The following is a 16,711-nucleotide window of genomic DNA, read 5'->3' as shown; positions in this document are numbered from 1 at the left end:
GAACGCGCATCTTAATCCGAAAACCACTTCGCACTTTTCGGGATGCGCTCTAAAATTCAGTCATCGTCAGAAGGCGCGCCGGGCACGTCTTCAATCGTATCAAGGTCTATATCGTCATCGTCGCTCTGTTCTGCAACGGCAATGCGGACATCTGTGATCTTTGCGCCGGGAAAAGCCGCCAGAATTGCAGCAACATCGGGATCAGCACGCGCATCGGTTACAAGATTATCGCGACGCTCGGTTTCAGCTTCGGCAACGGTTTGTCCCGAAACATCGCGCACAACGCTCACCACCCAGCGAATGCTCGTCCAGTTCAAAAGACGTTGCGCAATATCGCTTGGCAGTGATTTTGGCGCATCGTCCGTCAAGCCGATTTCCAGCCGTCCTGCTGCAATAGACGACATGCGCACACAGTTCTTGACCAGAATCTTGAACTGCATGTCGCGGAACTTATCAGCCAGGGAAACAATATCGTTGAGGCTGTTAATTTGAACCGAAGGTTGCGGTGTATTATCGACAAACTGCTGGGGCGCAACGGGCTGAATAGGCTGCGGCGGCGATTCAACGAGACGCATGGCAGTTGCAGGACCACCCGACGCAGGCATCATGGTTGAGGCGGCAACTGCATCAACACTGCTGCGCGCTTCCGGCTGTGAGCTGCCATTGGAGCGTGCGCCACCTGACGGCTGAGGACGTGGTGCTGACACTGATCCATTTTCCAAGCCACGCAAGGCTTCATCCAGCGTTGGCAGGTCGGCTGCGTGCGCGAGACGGATCAGCAGCATTTCCGCCGCCTGCACAGGCCGCGTTGCCGTATCCACTTCCGCAATGCCCTTGAGCAGCATCTGCCACGTACGCGAAAGCACACGCACGGACAGTTTTTGCGAGAAGTCGCGGCCACGTACGCGCTCATCTTCCGAGAGCGACACATCTTCAGCCACATCCGGCGTAAAGCGCAGACGCGTTACCAGATGATTGAAATCGGCGAGGTCCGTCAGCACGACTGATGGATCAGCACCAACATCATATTGCGCGCGGAACTCGGTCAGCGCACCGGCCACATCACCACGCATAATCATCTCAAACAGATCGATGATGCGCGCACGGTCGGCAAGGCCGAGCATTGAACGCACAGCCTCTGCTGAGACATGCCCTGCACCATGCGCAATCGCCTGATCGAAAATCGAAAGCGAATCGCGTGCCGAGCCTTCGCCCGCACGCGCAATCATCGCAAGCGATGTGTCATCGACTTCGATCGCTTCTGATTCCGCAATACGGCGCAGGTGTGCAGCCAACGTGCCCGATTCGATACGGCGAAGGTCAAAACGCTGACAGCGCGACAGAACCGTGATGGGCACTTTGCGAATTTCGGTGGTCGCAAAGATGAATTTTACATGCGGCGGCGGCTCTTCAAGCGTCTTCAGCAGGCCGTTGAAGGCCTGATTGGACAGCATGTGAACTTCGTCGATGATGTAGACTTTGTACCGCGCCGACACAGGGCGATAGCGCACCTGCTCGATGATTTCGCGAATATCGTCGATACCCGTATGCGAGGCCGCATCCATCTCGATCACATCGACATGGCGGCCTTCCATGATCGCCTGACAATGCTCACCCATTACGGAGAGATCAATCGACGGCTGATCGACAGTATCGGTCTTGTAATTGAGCGCACGCGCCAGAATACGTGCCGTCGTAGTTTTGCCCACACCGCGAACACCAGTCAGCATCCATGCCTGCGCAATACGGCCAGTCTCGAACGCGTTTTTCAGCGTGCGGACCATCGGCTCCTGGCCGATCAGATCATTGAAATTCTGGGGGCGATATTTGCGGGCGAGAACGCGATAAGCGCCAGTTTCGGATTTTGTGTCCATTGCGACCCTTCCGTTCTCTGTTCGCTTGTTCCGATCAACAAACTCTAAACAGTTTGGACCAGAGACGAAAGTGGCTTTGGCGATGGCTTATCAACCATCAACAGCCATGATCGTTTTAGAAAGGTGGGAGGCTGGCACGATGACCCGTGCCGTGCTCGTTGGGGCTGCTTCCTTCCGGACCTGACCCGGTTGGCGAGTGGCTCGTCCACCACCAACCTCCCACGCTGCATATCGTCAATTACCAAGCAAAAAGCAAGCGCAGAGACAAAAAAACTGATAAGAATTATTCTATGGAACAGTTTGAACTCGATAAACGGCTTGATGCCGACACTTTTTCAGTAGCCAAGCTTGGCCTTTGCGAACTGCGCTTGATGAATGACAAGCGCTGGCCATGGCTGATACTTGTGCCGCGACGTGCTAAATTATCCGAGATACACGACCTCACACCGCTTGATCAGACTATGCTGACCTTTGAAGCGGCAATCGTTTCGCAGGCTCTTAAAAGCGCCACCAATTGTCTCAAAATCAATACCGGCGCTTTGGGCAATATGGTTCGGCAATTGCATATGCATGTGATTGCGCGCAATGAAGGCGACGCTGGCTGGCCCGGACCTGTCTGGGGGCATGGCACACGCGAGCCTTATAGCGATGACGAAGCCCACAAGCTGATCGAAGACATTCGCGCAGCACTCTGATCCCCTTCCAAACATTTCCCGAGAACATCATGGCTTTTCGCCTTTACGACCTGCCGGAAATTGAGCCGAGCCGCCTCGTCGGCTTTGCAGGCAACCGCATTGACCGCCTATCCGAAAAACGACAGGACGATTCTGCTTTCACAGCATTGGCATTGCCGGAAACCCGCGTGTTGGTTCTGGGCGGCAACAAGCTTCTGCTTGATTACACGGAAGAACAGGAACCCCGCGCCCTGTACTCGCTCACTGAAGTACAGGCTTTCTCGCCAGATTTGCATGAGCCTATTCTGCTGGGCTTACAGGATGGTGCGCCGATTGTTGCACTGATGGCACCGCTTGATCCGGATGCAATCGAGCAGCCTTACCGCGTGCAGGATTATCGCAGCATTTATATGGAAGGACTGGTTCCTTCGGATATTGTTGGTGCGCTGGCACAGGCTGAAGCACTAACCGCATGGCACAGCAATCATCGCTATTGTGGACGTTGCGGCACCAAAAGCGAAATGCGCGCCGGTGGTGCAAAGCGCGTTTGCCCCAATTGCAGCACTGAGCATTTTCCGCGCACTGATCCGGTGGCGATCATGCTGCCGGTTCGCGGCGAAAAATGCATTCTCGCACGCAGCGCGCATTTTACTGCTGGTTCTTATTCTTGCCTTGCGGGCTTTATCGAGCATGGCGAAACAATTGAAGCAGCAGTTCGTCGCGAAAGCTTTGAGGAAATGGGCTTGGCAATCGGTCGCGTTGGCTATCACGCAAGCCAGCCATGGCCGTTCCCCTATTCACTGATGATTGGCTGTCATGCCGAAGTGCTATCCGACGACTTCACTATTGATCATTCAGAACTTGAAGATGGTCGCTGGTTCGATAAGTCAGAAGTGCGTGCCATGCTCGCAGGCACACATGAAAATGGGCTGCGTGTACCGGCAAGCGGTGCCATCGCAACCCATTTGATCAGAGCCTGGGCAGAGGGTTAGAGCGGCTACGCCGCTCTAATTATTTTCGCTCATTCTCCTACGCGAAACCGGTTCCCACTTTCGCTGGAAATGCGGGTTACTCCGCCGCCAGCAATTGTGTGCCGCGAATATCGCTGCCCTTATAGACGCCAAGAATGCGTACTTCCTTTGAGAAAAACGCCAGTTCTTCCAAAGCAAGCTGCACGTTACGGTCTTCCGGATGGCCTTCAATATCCGCATAAAACTGCGTGGCAATGAAACGTCCACCAACCTGATAGCTTTCCAGCTTGGTCATGTTGACGCCATTGGTCGCAAAACCGCCCATTGCTTTGTAAAGGGCCGCAGGGACGTTGCGCACGCGGAATACGAAGGTCGTGATAATGCGCTCGTCCTTTTCGGGACGTGGTTCCCATTTCTTGGTCTTTGACAGAACAACGAAACGGGTCACGTTGTCTTCTGCGTCTTCAACATTCTCTTCCAGAATATCGAGGCCATAAAGTTCAGACGCTAAGCGTGGCGCAAGGGCCGCCATCGAGCGGTCCTGCATATCTGCAACAAGACGTGCAGCACCTGCCGTGTCGCCTGCGATCACCGGCTTCCAGCCGTTTTCCCGAATGACTTTGCGGCACTGACCCAGCGCATGAACATGGCTGTGAACCGTTTTGATCTCTTCGCGTTTTACGCCCGGAAGCACCATCAACTGAAAATGGATCGGCAGGAAATATTCGCCGACGATATGAATATCAGCCAGCGGCAGCAGATAGTGAATATCGGCAACGCGACCAGCAAGCGTGTTCTCGATGGGAATCATCGCAAGATCGGCAGCACCGCTTTCAACCGCGTTGAACGCATCTTCAAAAGTCGGGCACGGCAAAGGCTCCATATCGGGAAACATGTTGCGGCAAGCCGTATCGGAATTGGCGCCCGCTTCACCCTGAAAGGAAATCCGGTTGGTCTTCATCGTGTCCGTACTTTCTCAAATGCTCCGCAACAATCGAAGCTTATTTATCACAAACCCTTTGCGATAATTTCCCGTGCCCGGTCAAGATCAGCCTGCGTATCAACGCCAAGCGGAACGGTGCGGACAATCTCTGCTTCTATGCGCATTCCGTCTTCAAGGGCGCGCAATTGCTCAAGCTTTTCTCGTTTTTCAAGCACAGATGGGCCAATCTTCACAAAACGCTCAAGCGCCGCACGGCGATAGGCATAAAGACCGATGTGGTGATACAGCGGACCATCGCCATAAGGGGCGGTCGCGCGCGTGAAATAAAGCGCACGCAAACGCTCGCCGCCATTCATTGGTGAGCCGACGATCTTCACCACGTTGGGATTGATCTTTTCCTCATCGAGAGTGATCTCTACGCCGAGCGTTGCAATATCGGCAGAGCCATCAACCAGTGGCAGCAAAGAGCGGCGGATTGTTTCTGGATCGATTGTCGGCAAGTCGCCCTGCACATTGACCACTGCTTCGATCTCGCCATTCGGATCGACTTTTTGCAGCGCTTCATAAATTCGGTCCGAACCCGACTCATGATCACTGCGCGTCATAATGACCTCATGCCCATGTGCCTGAACGGCGGCAAAAACCTCTTCACTGTCTGTCGCTACCACCGTGCGGCCAAGCTTTGCTGCCACAGCCCTGTCTGCCACATGCACGATCATCGGCTTGCCGCAAATATCCGCAAGAGGCTTGTTTGGCAGGCGAACTGAGGCCATGCGCGCCGGAATGAGTGTCAGTGTTTTCAAAGTCTGAAGCATGATCGTCTCGTCATGTGTGGTTTAGCCGGAAAGGTCTTCTTGCGCCTTCTTTTGACATTTATCTACCCACCCATTGCAGCAAAAGTGTCAAAAAGTCACGGGGGTAGCAGACCTTATAAGTGTTGCACCCCCCCGGTAAAAGACCTAGTTTCCGCCCAATGCCGGGGAGAGACTTGCCAGACTTACACATAGGTTTTGCATGCCGGCCTTTGGAGGCGTTGAGTAGAGGGAGCGCTGACCGGCGATGAATTCAACCCGGACGAACAAGTTTATCATGGCTTTTCTAGCCGCAGTTTTTGTTGTCATGACAACCGGCATTCTGTCCGATACGTTGTTTCATGCACCTGCACCTGAAAAACCAGGTTTCATAATTGAAGCAGCAGAGGCTTCAACAGGCGGCGAAGCAGCTCCAGCCAAGGAAGAAGTGTCGATTGCTGTTCTTATGCAATCTGCTGATCCTGCGCGCGGCGAGACAGTTTTCAAGCGTTGTGCTGCCTGTCACACATCTGAAAAAGGTGGAGCCAACAAGGTTGGCCCGCATCTTTGGGATGTAGTGGACCGCCCAGCCGCATCAGTTGATGGCTTTGGCTATTCCGCTGCCATGAAGGCTTTCGGTGCGGAAGGAAACAAATGGGATTATGAACATCTCAACAAGTTCCTCACCTCGCCAAAAGGCTACATCAAAGGCACGGCCATGGGTTTTGCTGGCGACAAAAAGGACAATGAACGCGCTGATCTGATTGCGTTCCTGCGCACCCTTGCCGACAATCCTGCACCGCTTCCAACTGCTGACGCAGCGCCTGCTACAGGTGGCGAAGCAAAGCCTGAAGGCGAAGCAGCACCAGCTGCTGGTGAAGCGGAAAAACCAGCTGATCCAGCACCAGCTCAACCCGCACCGGCTAACTAAAACTCAACAGTTACGAGATAAAAAATGCCGGGCTTTGCCCGGCATTTTTGTTTTGCGCATCAGTTCAGCTTCGGATGACGATCCACCAGAGATTGCCTGCGTATTCTCAGCGCTTCTATATCGCCTTCGAGAGATGCGATCTTTTCGTCAATATCTTCAACGCGTTCTTCAATATGATCATAGGCCTCTTGAAGCAGCAGCTTTGCTTCAGACTTATTCGACGCACTCGGCGTATCGCCACGAAGCGGCTTATTGGCTGTTTCGGGCAGAAAGAACGCCGTTATCAGACCAACGACCGAAGCTATCATCAGATAATAGGCTGGCACATAAAGGCTGTCGGTTGCTTCCACCAACCAGGCGGCCAGTGTCGGCGTCAAGCCCGCGATAATGATCGAGATATTGAACGCGCTCGCCAATGCGCTGTAGCGTATTCTTGCTGGGAACAAAGCAGGCAAGGTTGATGCCATAACACCAGTCAAACAGTTCAGGAAAACCGCTAAGACGAGCAAGCCCGCAAAAATCTGTGGCGTGTTACCGCTCGTAACGAGATGAAACGCGGGCAAGGACAGAAACAACAAACCCAAACTACCAATAAGCAGAAATGGCCTCCGACCAAAACGGTCGCTGAAGAAGCCAACAACCGGCTGCACAAACAGCATTCCTATCATCACAACAATAATGATCAGAACGCCGTGATCTTCAGAATATCCAAGACTTTGCGACAGGTAAGTCGGCATATAAGTCAACAGCATGTAGTAGGTGACGTTGGTTACAAGCACCATGCCGACGCATACGGACAATGACTTCCAATAGTTGCGAACGATCTCTTTGAAAGATATGCGCGGACGATCTTCAATCGCGTCTTTGTCTTCCTTCTCCATACGCTCAAGCTGCTGGGTGAAGGCTGGCGTTTCTTCCGCCGCGTGGCGAAGATAAAGCCCGATCAGCCCAAGTGGCGCAGCCAGATAGAACGGCAGACGCCATCCCCAATCCAAAAATGAAGCCTCGCCCATCATTGTGCTTAGAAACACAACAAGTCCGGCACCCATCACAAAACCAGCGATCGACCCAAAGTCGAGCCAGCTGCCAAGGAATCCGCGTCTGCGATCTGGTGCATATTCCGCCACGAAAATGGCAGCACCTGTATATTCGCCACCAACGGAGAAACCCTGAACGAGCTTGCACACAAGCAGCAAGACAGGTGCCCAGATGCCAATGGTTGCATAGGACGGGATAAGGCCGATACAAAATGTACTCGCGGCCATGATGATAATCGTTAGCGACAAGACTTTTTGACGTCCGAAGCGATCACCCATCACCCCGAAAAATAGTCCGCCGAGTGGGCGGACAAGAAATGGTACCGAAAATGTTGCCAATGCGGCAATGGTCTGAATGCCGGGTGCCGCATTGGGAAAAAACACCTGCCCCAAGGCATAGGCCACAAAACCATAAACACCGAAATCAAACCATTCCATCGCGTTGCCAAGCGCCGCAGCGGTAATAGCTTTTTTCAGTTTAACGTTATCAATGACTTTGATGTCTTGTATTTTTAATGGTTCAACCTGAGTTGCAGTGGCTGAAGTTTCGTTTTGCACCATTCGCCGAGCCTTTATACGCCTTGGTCATATTCGTTATTACTTGCAATAAAGCGGACTACTTCTGAAAAACAAGGCAACTGAACGGAACAATCAGCTTTAAAACGCAAAATGCATCAGCTAGGCAAAAGCAACAATGTTCACCGCGAACCAAGAAAGTGCTAAAAAAGCTGATAATTGAAAGAAAATTTAGTTAGACCAGCTATTTATTGCCCGAGCGCCTTTCTTCCTCCGCAAAAACCCATAAAACTTGGTCCCAATATATCCGAAGCAGAAACGGAGATGCTGGATGAAGGGTTTTTGGGCGGGCGCTTTCGCAGTCACCATGTTGGCGAACGCGGTATCCTTTGGTTACGCGGCGGACGGCGAACCACAATGGCATACCTCTTCCAGCCTTATCGGCGAACCCAAATATCCAGCTGGTTTCAAGCATTATGACCACGTAAATCCTGATGCGCCGAAAGGTGGCGCGCTCAATCAGGTCGCGGTTGGCACATTCAACAGCTTCAATCCTTACGTCATTCAAGGTGTGCCAGCAGCTGGCCTCGCCCCATTCGGCGGCGGGATGCTTTACGACACGCTAATGAGCGACTCGCTTGATCAGGGTTCAACACAATATCCACTGATCGCGGAAGCGTTGCAGTATCCTGATGATTATTCATGGGTGAAGTTCAAGCTCAATCCCAATGCGAAATGGCATGATGGCCAACCGATCACCGCAGATGATGTCATCTGGTCATTCGACGTGCTGAAAAAGCAGTCGCCTATGTATAACAAGTATTATGGCGACGTCGAAAAAGTCGAAAAGACCGGCGACCATGAAGTGAAATTTACCTTCTCAGAAAAGGGCAACCGCGAACTTCCGCAAATCTTAGGGCAGCTTGCCGTGCTTCCGAAGCACTGGTGGGAGGGCAAAGATGCACAGGGAAGGCAACGCGACATCAGCCGTCCGACACTGGAAATTCCGCTGGGGTCAGGTGCTTATAAGATCAAGAGCGCCGTGCCGGGTAGTTCAGTCGTATGGGAGCGCGTTGCCGACTATTGGGGCAAGGATTTGCCGGATAGTGTTGGCCGCAACAATTTTGATGAAGTGCGGTACGAGTATTACTTAAGCGAAGACGCAACGTGGGAAGCCTTCAAAAAAGGTGGCCAATACGATTATCGTAATGAAAATCGGGCGCAGCGTTGGGCCGAGCAGTATAATTTCCCCGCGGTACAGCGCGGCGATGTGGTGAAGAAGTCCTTCCCATATAATGCTGTGGGGCGGATGCAGGGCTATTTCCTCAACACACGCAAAGACAAGTTCCAGGATCCGAAAGTGCGTGAAGCGCTGACATATGCTTTCGATTTTGAAACCATGAACCGTTTGCTGTTCTTCAACCAATATACCCGCATCAACAGCTATTTCTCTGGCAATGAATTGCAGCTCGATGGGCCGCCAACGGCTGAGGAAAAAGCAATTCTTGAAACGGTAAAAGATGCGCTGCCCGCAGCAGCCCTCACAGACGAGTTTAAAGCGCCCGTTTATGACACGCCGCAGGCAACACGCGATAATCTTCGTAAGGCACTGCAACTCTTCGGTGAAGCAGGCTGGAAATTACAGAACAACAAGCTGGTTGACGCCAATGGCAAGCAGTTCACGATTGAGTTTTTAGATGACGGCCCAACGTTTGAGCGTGTCCACAATCTCTATATCCAAAACCTGAAAAAGATCGGTATTGATGCACGAATTCGCACCGTCGATGCCGCCCAGTATCAGGCCCGCCTCAATGATTTTGACTATGACGTCATATCGTCTGTTACCGCACAAACTGCCTCTCCGGGCAACGAGCAGCGCGATATGTGGGGCTCGAAAGCAGCAGACTTCAAAGGGAGCCGTAACTATGCGGGTATCAAGAATCCAGCCATCGACAAGCTGATTGACCGCATCATCTATGCGAAAGATCGTGACGAATTGGTAGCGGCAAGCCACGCGCTCGATCGTGCGCTGTTGTGGAACTACTATGTCATTCCGCAATGGTATTCTGACCACATCAATGTGGCCTATTGGAACAAGTTTGGTATGCCCGATAAGCAACCCGATTATATGGGAATTGACCCGTTTTCGTGGTGGGTAGATCCTGCAAAGGAATCAAAGATCAAGACTGGCACCCAGTAGAGTACCAATAGAATGACCGCTCTTCGCATGGATCGCCGCCATTTTCTCGGGCTTACAGGCAGTGCAGCCATCGCTGCCTGCTTGCCGGGAAAAGCTTTTGCAAAGCTTGCCGTTGATAAGCCCTTGCACGGACTGTCGGCCTTTGGCGAACTGAAATACCCGCCCGAGTTCACGCATTTCGATTATGTGAACCCGGAAGCGCTTAAGGGCGGTACGTTCACGCTCGCACCAAATACATGGTACTGGAACCAGAATACGGCGACATTCAACACACTGAATACGTTGACTTTCAAAGGTGATGCGCCGCCACGTATGGAGTTGACCTTTGACGGTCTTATGGCTTCAGCGCTGGACGAGCCGGATGCAGTCTATGGGTTGATTGCAGAAAGCGTCACGCTTTCCAAAGATCGGCAAACCTGCCTCTTTAAACTGCGCAAGGAAGCGCGTTTTCATGACGGTTCACCGATTGAAGCGAAAGACGTCGTATTCACTTACACGACGCTGAAAGAAAAGGGCCACCCGCATATAAGGCAAACGCTTGCAGCGCTTGAGACTGTAAAGGAAATTAGCAAGCGCGAAGTCGAGATGCACTTTGCTGCTGATCGTGGTGCCAGCGCTATTCTTGATGCCGTGACACTACCGATCTTGTCTAAAGACTGGTTTAAAGGTCGCGATTTAGATACGGCCAACATGGACGTCATCCTTGGATCGGGCGCTTATCGCGTCGGAAAAGTAGTCGCCGGTCAGTCAATCGAATATGAACGCGTTGAAGATTATTGGGCCAAAGATTTGCCGGTGCAGCGCGGCTCCAACAACTTCGATCTTCTGCGCATTGAGTTTTACCGTGATCGCCAACCGGAATTTGAAGCTTTCAAGAAAGGCAGTATCGACTTTCGGCAGGAAAGCATCGCTAAAAACTGGGCTACGGCCTACGACTTCCCGGCTATCGAGCAAAAGAAGATTATCAAACGCACCTTCCCGCGAGAAAAGCGCCCTTTGATGCAGGCATGGGCGCTCAACCAGCGCCGCGAACGCTTTCGAGATCCGCGGGTACGCGAAGCAATCAATCTCTGTTTCGACTTTGAATGGACCAATGCGAACCTGTTCTATTCCACCTATGAACGCTCGCAATCCAACTTCAATGGTTCTGACTTTCAGGCCGTGGGCGTACCAACGCCGGACGAAATGAAGGTGCTGGAACGCTATCGTGGAAAAATTCCGGAAGCGGCGTTTGACGATGTATCGCTCATGCCTGTCTCGGACGGTTCCGGTCGTGACCGCAAGCAGTTTTCACGCGCTATTGAGCTGATGCATGCGGCAGGCTTTGAACGCAAGAACGGCCAGTTTCACAGCCAGAGCGGAGAAAAATTCTCGCTGGAGATACTCAGCAATTCGGAAAGCTTCTCCCGCATCTATAATCCGTTTGTGCAGAAAATGCGGGCAATCGGCATTGATGCCAGTTTGCGACTGGTCGACCCCAGCCAATATCAGGCGCGAATGCAGGATTTCGATTTTGATCTCGTGGGCATAGCGATGCAGTTTGGCGCAACCCCCACAAAAGAATCACTCGCGGGCATGTTCGGTTCGCAATCAGCCAAAACACCGGGCAGCTATAATCTCCCGGGAACTTCCGACCCGATAATCGACGCACTAATCGACGATGTCGGCAAGGTTTCCACACGCGACGAGCTCATTGCAACAATCCGGGTGCTAGATCGCTACTTGCGTATCCGGCTGGAGTGGATTCCAAATTGGACAGCAGCGAATCACCTGGTTGCCTATTGGGATCGGTTTGGCTTTAAGGAGCCGAAACCCGATTATGGCTTTCCGGTTGAGACGCTTTGGTGGACTAAACCGTAATTTTAAAAAGTAAAAAGGCGAAACTATTGGCAAGCCGAGAGAGCAATCTGAACATGCGGAGCATTGAGAGCTGATGGGCGCATATATTTTCCGCCGCCTGCTTCTGATGATTCCGACGATCCTCGGCATTATGGCTATATCTTTTGCTGTGGTTCAGTTTGCGCCCGGTGGACCTGTCGAACGTGTGATTGCGCAGCTATCCGGTCAGGGGGGCGACGCTCTTGATCGTATTTCCGGCGGCGGCGCGGATGCCGGACAAACCGCTATCGATAGCGGCTCGGTCAATTCCAAATATCGCGGCGCGCAGGGTCTTGATCCACAATTCATTGCCGACCTTGAAAAGCAATTCGGCTTCGATAAGCCGCCGCTTGAGCGTTTTGGCCATATGCTCTGGAGCTACATGAGCTTTGATTTTGGCCGCAGTTACTTCCGCGATATCAGCGTCATCGACCTTATCAAAGAAAAGATGCCGGTCTCGATCTCGCTCGGCCTCTGGCTCACGTTCCTGTCCTATCTGATTTCGATCCCGCTGGGCATTCGCAAGGCGATCAAAGAAGGCACCCGCTTTGATACATGGACCAGCGCCATCATTATCGTCGGCTATGCTATTCCGAGCTTCCTGTTTGCGATCCTGCTGATTGTGCTGTTTGCGGGTGGTTCGTTCTTCGACTGGTTCCCGCTGCGCGGCCTCACCTCGCCGGATTTTGCTCAGATGTCAGTTTGGGGAAAGATCGGTGATTATCTCTGGCACATGGTTCTGCCGGTAACAGCGCTCGTGCTGTCGGCCTTTGCCACCACAACGCTTTTGACCAAGAATTCATTTCTGGAAGAAATCCGCAAACAATATGTGACGACCGCACGCGCCAAAGGACTTACGGAACATCAGGTGCTTTACCGCCATGTGTTTCGCAATGCGATGCTGATCGTGATTGCCGGTTTTCCGGGCGCATTTATCTCGGCTTTTTTCACCGGCTCACTGCTGATCGAAACAATCTTCTCGCTCGATGGTCTGGGGCTTCTCGGCTATCAGTCGATTATCAATCGTGATTATCCAGTGGTATTTGCCAGCCTGTTTATTTTCTCACTGATCGGCCTTCTGGTCGGCCTGTTGTCTGATCTGATGTACACATGGATTGATCCGCGCATCGACTTTGACCGGAGGGACGTGTGATGACAGACGCCACTCTCAACCCGATCGCCAAGCCCGTAAAGCGCCCGTTTCTATCGCCGCTCAACAAACGACGCTGGCAGAATTTCAAAGCCAATAAGCGCGGTTACTGGTCGCTGTGGATTTTCCTGTTTCTGCTTGTCGCGGCGCTTTGCTCCGAGTTTATCGCAAATGACAAACCCATCCTCGTTTCCTACAAGGGCGAGCTGCTGACGCCGGTTTTTGTTGATTACCCGGAAGAGAAATTTGGCGGCTTTTATGCCGTCACGGATTATCGCGATCCGGTTATTCAGGACGAGATTAATAGCAATGGCTGGGCACTCTGGCCGCCGGTTCGCTATTCCTACAACACGGTCAATAACGATATTCCAGAAGCTGCGCCATCCAAGCCATTCTGGCTTTATACAGCCGAGCAGCGCTGCCAACGCTATCCACTCGGTGTGAATGATCCAAATTGTATTGTCGGTAACTTCAACTGGCTCGGCACAGACGATCAGGCGCGTGATGTGTTTGCGCGTGCGCTTTATGGCTTCCGCATTTCCGTGCTGTTCGGCCTGATCCTCACCTTCTTCTCAGCCGTGATCGGCGTAACGGCTGGTGCTGTGCAGGGTTATTTCGGCGGCTGGGTCGATCTGATCTTCCAGCGCGTCATCGAAATCTGGTCTTCGATCCCGGTGCTTTATCTGCTGCTGATAATTGCAGCGATATTACCACCCGGATTCTGGGTCTTGCTCGGAATTATGCTGCTATTCTCATGGGTGGCTTTCGTCGGCGTCGTCCGCGCTGAGTTCCTGCGCGCCCGAAACTTTGAATATGTGAATGCAGCCCGCGCGCTTGGCGTGAAAAACGGCACCATCATGTGGCGGCATTTGTTGCCGAATGCCATGGTGGCAACGCTGACCTTCCTGCCGTTCATTCTCAATGGCTCGATCACGACACTGACCGCGCTCGACTTTTTGGGCTTTGGTCTGCCGCCAGGTTCCGCTTCGCTGGGCGAATTGCTCGCCCAGGGCAAGAACAACCTTCAGGCACCATGGCTTGGCATAACCGGCTTTGTCGTCATTTCTCTGATGCTGTCGCTGCTGATTTTCATCGGTGAAGCAACGCGCGATGCATTCGATCCGCGAAAGGCCTTTCTATGAGCGGATCGATGAACAACAAACCATTGCTATCCGTCCGCGACCTTTCCGTTGCGTTCCGCCAGAATGGTGAGGAACGGATTTCCGTTGATCGTGTTTCTTTTGATATCGCCGAAGGAGAGACCGTAGCCCTGGTGGGCGAGTCAGGTTCAGGAAAGTCCGTATCAGCACTTTCGATCCTTAAGCTTCTGCCCTATCCGGCTGCGAGCCATCCTTCCGGTGAAGTTCTTTTCAACGGCAAGGATCTGATGAAAGCATCCGAGCCAGAGTTGCGGCACGTGCGCGGCAATGATGTGACGATGATCTTTCAGGAACCGATGACATCGCTCAATCCATTGCATACGGTGGAACAGCAAATCGCTGAAATCCTAAAAATGCATCAGGGCATGGGTGATCAGGCGGCGCGCAAACGCACGCTCGAGCTTCTGCATGAGGTTGGTATCCGCGAACCGGAAAAACGCCTCGCATCTTTCCCGCATCAGCTTTCAGGTGGGCAGCGTCAGCGTGTGATGATCGCCATGGCACTGGCAAACAAGCCAAAACTGCTAATCGCCGACGAGCCGACAACGGCGCTTGATGTGACTGTCCAGGCACAGATTCTGGAGCTTCTTGCGGAACTCAAAGCCTCGCAGGGCATGTCGATGCTCTTCATTACCCATGATCTCGGCATTGTGCGCAAGATCGCCGATCGCGTCTGCGTGATGAGCAAAGGCAAGATTGTCGAAGCTGGACCGACGAAAGAAATTTTCGAAAATCCGCAACACGAATATACCAAACATCTCCTTGCAGCAGAACCAAAAGGTGAGCCGCCCGTAGCCGACCTCACTGCCGAAACGGTGATGGAAGGCAAGGATATCCGCGTCTGGTTTCCAATCAAGAAAGGCTTTCTGCGCAAGACAGTCGATCATGTGAAAGCCGTGGACGGCATCGACGTACAACTGCGTGCAGGTCAGACGCTTGGCGTGGTGGGTGAATCGGGATCTGGCAAAACCACGCTTGGTCTCGCACTTTCGCGCATGATTTCATCGAAAGGTGAAATCCGCTTTGATGGCCGCGATATTGCGCAATTCAGCTTCAAGGATATGCGGCCGCTGCGTCGTGAAATGCAGATCGTGTTTCAGGACCCGTTCGGATCACTCAGCCCACGCATGACCATCGCTGATATCATTGCGGAAGGGCTTCTGGTGCATGAACCGAAGCTTTCTGCCGATGCGCGCGACGAGCGGGTTGTTTCTGCACTCAAGGAGGTGAACCTCGACCCTGAAACCCGTTTCCGCTATCCGCACGAGTTTTCCGGCGGTCAGCGCCAGCGCATCGCGATTGCACGCGCCATGGTGCTCAACCCAAAATTCGTGATGCTGGATGAGCCAACCTCGGCGCTTGATATGAGCGTTCAGGCGCAGGTTGTCGATCTGCTGCGCGCATTGCAGAAGAAGCATGATCTGGCTTATCTTTTCATAAGTCACGACTTGAAAGTGGTGCGTGCACTGGCCAATGATGTGCTGGTTATGCGCAATGGCAAAGCAGTCGAATATGGAACGTCAAAGGAAGTCTTTGCCAATCCAAAGACTGACTACACCAAAGCGTTGATGGCAGCGGCTTTCCACATGGAGGCCACACCGGGAGGAGTTAAGCAATGACAAGCAATAATGATGGCAACATTCTTCTCGCAATAACCAATTGGGACCCGGCAACCTGGACCGATAGCTTCAAGGCACATGCGCCTGAACGCAATGTCGTGACAGAGCGTGCGGAGAACGATCCAAACATCGAATATGCGCTTGTGTGGAAGCAGAAGCCCGGCTCGCTGACCAATTTGCCAAATCTTAAGGTGATCTTCTCGCTGGGCGCTGGCGTTGATCATGTGTTCCATGATCCGCATATCCCGGATGTACCACTGGTGCGTGTCATTTCCGATGATCTCACCATGCGCATGACCGAATATGTCGTCTGGCAGGTGCTTGATCATCATCGTCTCGGCGCAAGCTATCGCAAGCAACAGAAGAACCACATCTGGCACGAGGATCCGCGCCAGCCGGCAGCACATGAAGTCACAGTCGGCATCATGGGGCTTGGCGTGCTTGGTCGCGACGCAGCCGAAAAGCTCAAAACATTAGGCTTTAATGTGACTGGCTGGAGCCGCCGCCCGCAGGAAATCGATGGCGTTCAGACATTTAGCGGCAAAGAAGGTTTTGGGCGTTTTCTCAAGACCGCCGATATTTTCGTCTGCCTGTTGCCTTTGACGCCTGACACCAAGGGCATCCTCTCTATGACCATGTTCGCACAATTGAAAAGCGATGGGCCACTTGGTGCACCTGTGCTTATCAATGCGGGTCGTGGGGGCTTGCAAAATGAAGCGGATATTCTGGCGGCACTTGATCGTGGATTGCTATCTGCAGTGACGCTTGATGTGTTTAATCAGGAACCTTTGCCTTCTGAAAGCCCGCTCTGGACGCATCCAAAAGTGACGATCACCCCGCATGCGGCAGCAAGCTCGTCTGCAAACGCAATTGTTCCGCAGATCATTCGTCAGATTGAAGCCTTTGAACGCGACGGAACACTCGAAAACGTGGTTGACCGCGCTACGCAGTATTAAAAGATTACCCG

At 52.7% G+C, this 16,711-nt stretch carries 13 protein-coding genes and 1 other RNA gene; 9 read left to right on the top strand and 5 right to left on the bottom strand.

All coding sequences use genetic code 11. From position 1 onward, the window contains the following. Positions 1-56: 56 nt before the first annotated feature. Positions 57-1,958, bottom strand: coding sequence for a DNA polymerase III subunit gamma/tau (locus WH356_RS05660; protein ID WP_339509513.1), 1,902 nt, complete (start codon positions 1,956-1,958; stop codon positions 57-59). Positions 1,959-1,997: 39 nt separating this feature from the next. Then, positions 1,998-2,094: signal recognition particle sRNA small type (gene ffs / locus WH356_RS05655), an RNA gene on the bottom strand. Between the two features lie 70 nt (positions 2,095-2,164). Here ffs and WH356_RS05650 point away from each other — a divergent pair. Together WH356_RS05650 and nudC are read left to right on the top strand one after the other, a co-directional pair. Further along, positions 2,165-2,569, top strand: a complete 405-nt coding sequence (locus WH356_RS05650; RefSeq protein ID WP_339509208.1) for an HIT family protein — start codon at positions 2,165-2,167, stop codon at positions 2,567-2,569. Positions 2,570-2,598: 29 nt separating this feature from the next. After that, complete coding sequence (nudC, locus tag WH356_RS05645) at positions 2,599-3,540, top strand: NAD(+) diphosphatase (RefSeq protein ID WP_339509207.1); 942 nt, start codon at positions 2,599-2,601, stop codon at positions 3,538-3,540. Positions 3,541-3,616: 76 nt separating this feature from the next. Here nudC and WH356_RS05640 read toward each other — a convergent pair whose 3' ends face one another. After that, positions 3,617-4,480 (bottom strand): prephenate dehydratase, encoded by an 864-nt coding sequence (locus WH356_RS05640; RefSeq protein WP_250039317.1) that lies wholly within the window; start codon positions 4,478-4,480, stop codon positions 3,617-3,619. Between the two features lie 47 nt (positions 4,481-4,527). Beyond that, complete coding sequence (locus WH356_RS05635) at positions 4,528-5,277, bottom strand: 3-deoxy-manno-octulosonate cytidylyltransferase (RefSeq protein WP_339509206.1); 750 nt, start codon at positions 5,275-5,277, stop codon at positions 4,528-4,530. 244 nt (positions 5,278-5,521) lie between these two features. Here WH356_RS05635 and WH356_RS05630 point away from each other — a divergent pair, with 244 nt between their 5' ends. Beyond that, positions 5,522-6,184 carry a c-type cytochrome gene (locus tag WH356_RS05630; RefSeq protein ID WP_339509205.1) on the top strand — a complete coding sequence of 221 codons (663 nt, stop codon included), beginning with the start codon at positions 5,522-5,524 and terminating at the stop codon, positions 6,182-6,184. A gap of 59 nt (positions 6,185-6,243) precedes the next feature. Here WH356_RS05630 and proP read toward each other — a convergent pair whose 3' ends face one another. Then, positions 6,244-7,782, bottom strand: a complete 1,539-nt coding sequence (proP, locus tag WH356_RS05625; RefSeq protein ID WP_339509204.1) for a glycine betaine/L-proline transporter ProP — start codon at positions 7,780-7,782, stop codon at positions 6,244-6,246. Positions 7,783-8,068: 286 nt separating this feature from the next. Here proP and WH356_RS05620 point away from each other — a divergent pair, with 286 nt between their 5' ends. The 6 genes from WH356_RS05620 (at position 8,069) to WH356_RS05595 (ending at position 16,700) form a co-directional block, all read left to right on the top strand. Continuing rightward, positions 8,069-9,937, top strand: coding sequence for an extracellular solute-binding protein (locus tag WH356_RS05620; protein WP_339509203.1), 1,869 nt, complete (start codon positions 8,069-8,071; stop codon positions 9,935-9,937). Between the two features lie 12 nt (positions 9,938-9,949). Then, complete coding sequence (locus tag WH356_RS05615; protein WP_339509202.1) at positions 9,950-11,797, top strand: extracellular solute-binding protein; 1,848 nt, start codon at positions 9,950-9,952, stop codon at positions 11,795-11,797. A 73-nt stretch (positions 11,798-11,870) separates the two neighbouring features. Further along, positions 11,871-12,968, top strand: coding sequence for a microcin C ABC transporter permease YejB (locus WH356_RS05610; RefSeq protein ID WP_339509201.1), 1,098 nt, complete (start codon positions 11,871-11,873; stop codon positions 12,966-12,968). After that, the gene (locus WH356_RS05605) at positions 12,968-14,107 is read left to right on the top strand and encodes an ABC transporter permease (RefSeq protein ID WP_339509200.1); all 1,140 of its coding nucleotides are present in this window, start codon (positions 12,968-12,970) and stop codon (positions 14,105-14,107) included. The genes WH356_RS05610 and WH356_RS05605 overlap by 1 nt, the downstream gene beginning before the upstream one ends. 8 nt (positions 14,108-14,115) lie before the next feature. Beyond that, positions 14,116-15,744: an ABC transporter ATP-binding protein gene (locus WH356_RS05600; protein WP_339509199.1), complete on the top strand. Its 1,629-nt coding sequence runs from the start codon at positions 14,116-14,118 to the stop codon at positions 15,742-15,744. Further along, positions 15,741-16,700 (top strand): 2-hydroxyacid dehydrogenase, encoded by a 960-nt coding sequence (locus WH356_RS05595; protein WP_339509198.1) that lies wholly within the window; start codon positions 15,741-15,743, stop codon positions 16,698-16,700. The genes WH356_RS05600 and WH356_RS05595 overlap by 4 nt, the downstream gene beginning before the upstream one ends. Positions 16,701-16,711: the final 11 nt, after the last annotated feature.

The sequence above is a fragment of the Ochrobactrum sp. MYb379 genome (assembly GCF_037479515.1).
Classification (GTDB): domain Bacteria; phylum Pseudomonadota; class Alphaproteobacteria; order Rhizobiales; family Rhizobiaceae; genus Brucella.
This window is presented reverse-complemented; position numbering and strand designations above follow the sequence as displayed.

What these genes read in the sequence shown, in the direction of transcription:
- WH356_RS05650 (WP_339509208.1), top strand. Translation starts at nt 2,165, where the DNA reads ATGGAACAGTTTGAACTCGATAAACGGCTTGATGCCGACACTTTTTCA.
- nudC (WP_339509207.1), top strand. Translation starts at nt 2,599, where the DNA reads ATGGCTTTTCGCCTTTACGACCTGCCGGAAATTGAGCCGAGCCGCCTC.
- WH356_RS05640 (WP_250039317.1), bottom strand. Translation starts at nt 4,480, where the DNA reads ATGAAGACCAACCGGATTTCCTTTCAGGGTGAAGCGGGCGCCAATTCC.
- WH356_RS05635 (WP_339509206.1), bottom strand. Translation starts at nt 5,277, where the DNA reads ATGCTTCAGACTTTGAAAACACTGACACTCATTCCGGCGCGCATGGCC.
- WH356_RS05630 (WP_339509205.1), top strand. Translation starts at nt 5,522, where the DNA reads ATGAATTCAACCCGGACGAACAAGTTTATCATGGCTTTTCTAGCCGCA.
- proP (WP_339509204.1), bottom strand. Translation starts at nt 7,782, where the DNA reads ATGGTGCAAAACGAAACTTCAGCCACTGCAACTCAGGTTGAACCATTA.
- WH356_RS05620 (WP_339509203.1), top strand. Translation starts at nt 8,069, where the DNA reads ATGAAGGGTTTTTGGGCGGGCGCTTTCGCAGTCACCATGTTGGCGAAC.
- WH356_RS05615 (WP_339509202.1), top strand. Translation starts at nt 9,950, where the DNA reads ATGACCGCTCTTCGCATGGATCGCCGCCATTTTCTCGGGCTTACAGGC.
- WH356_RS05610 (WP_339509201.1), top strand. Translation starts at nt 11,871, where the DNA reads ATGGGCGCATATATTTTCCGCCGCCTGCTTCTGATGATTCCGACGATC.
- WH356_RS05605 (WP_339509200.1), top strand. Translation starts at nt 12,968, where the DNA reads ATGACAGACGCCACTCTCAACCCGATCGCCAAGCCCGTAAAGCGCCCG.
- WH356_RS05600 (WP_339509199.1), top strand. Translation starts at nt 14,116, where the DNA reads ATGAACAACAAACCATTGCTATCCGTCCGCGACCTTTCCGTTGCGTTC.
- WH356_RS05595 (WP_339509198.1), top strand. Translation starts at nt 15,741, where the DNA reads ATGACAAGCAATAATGATGGCAACATTCTTCTCGCAATAACCAATTGG.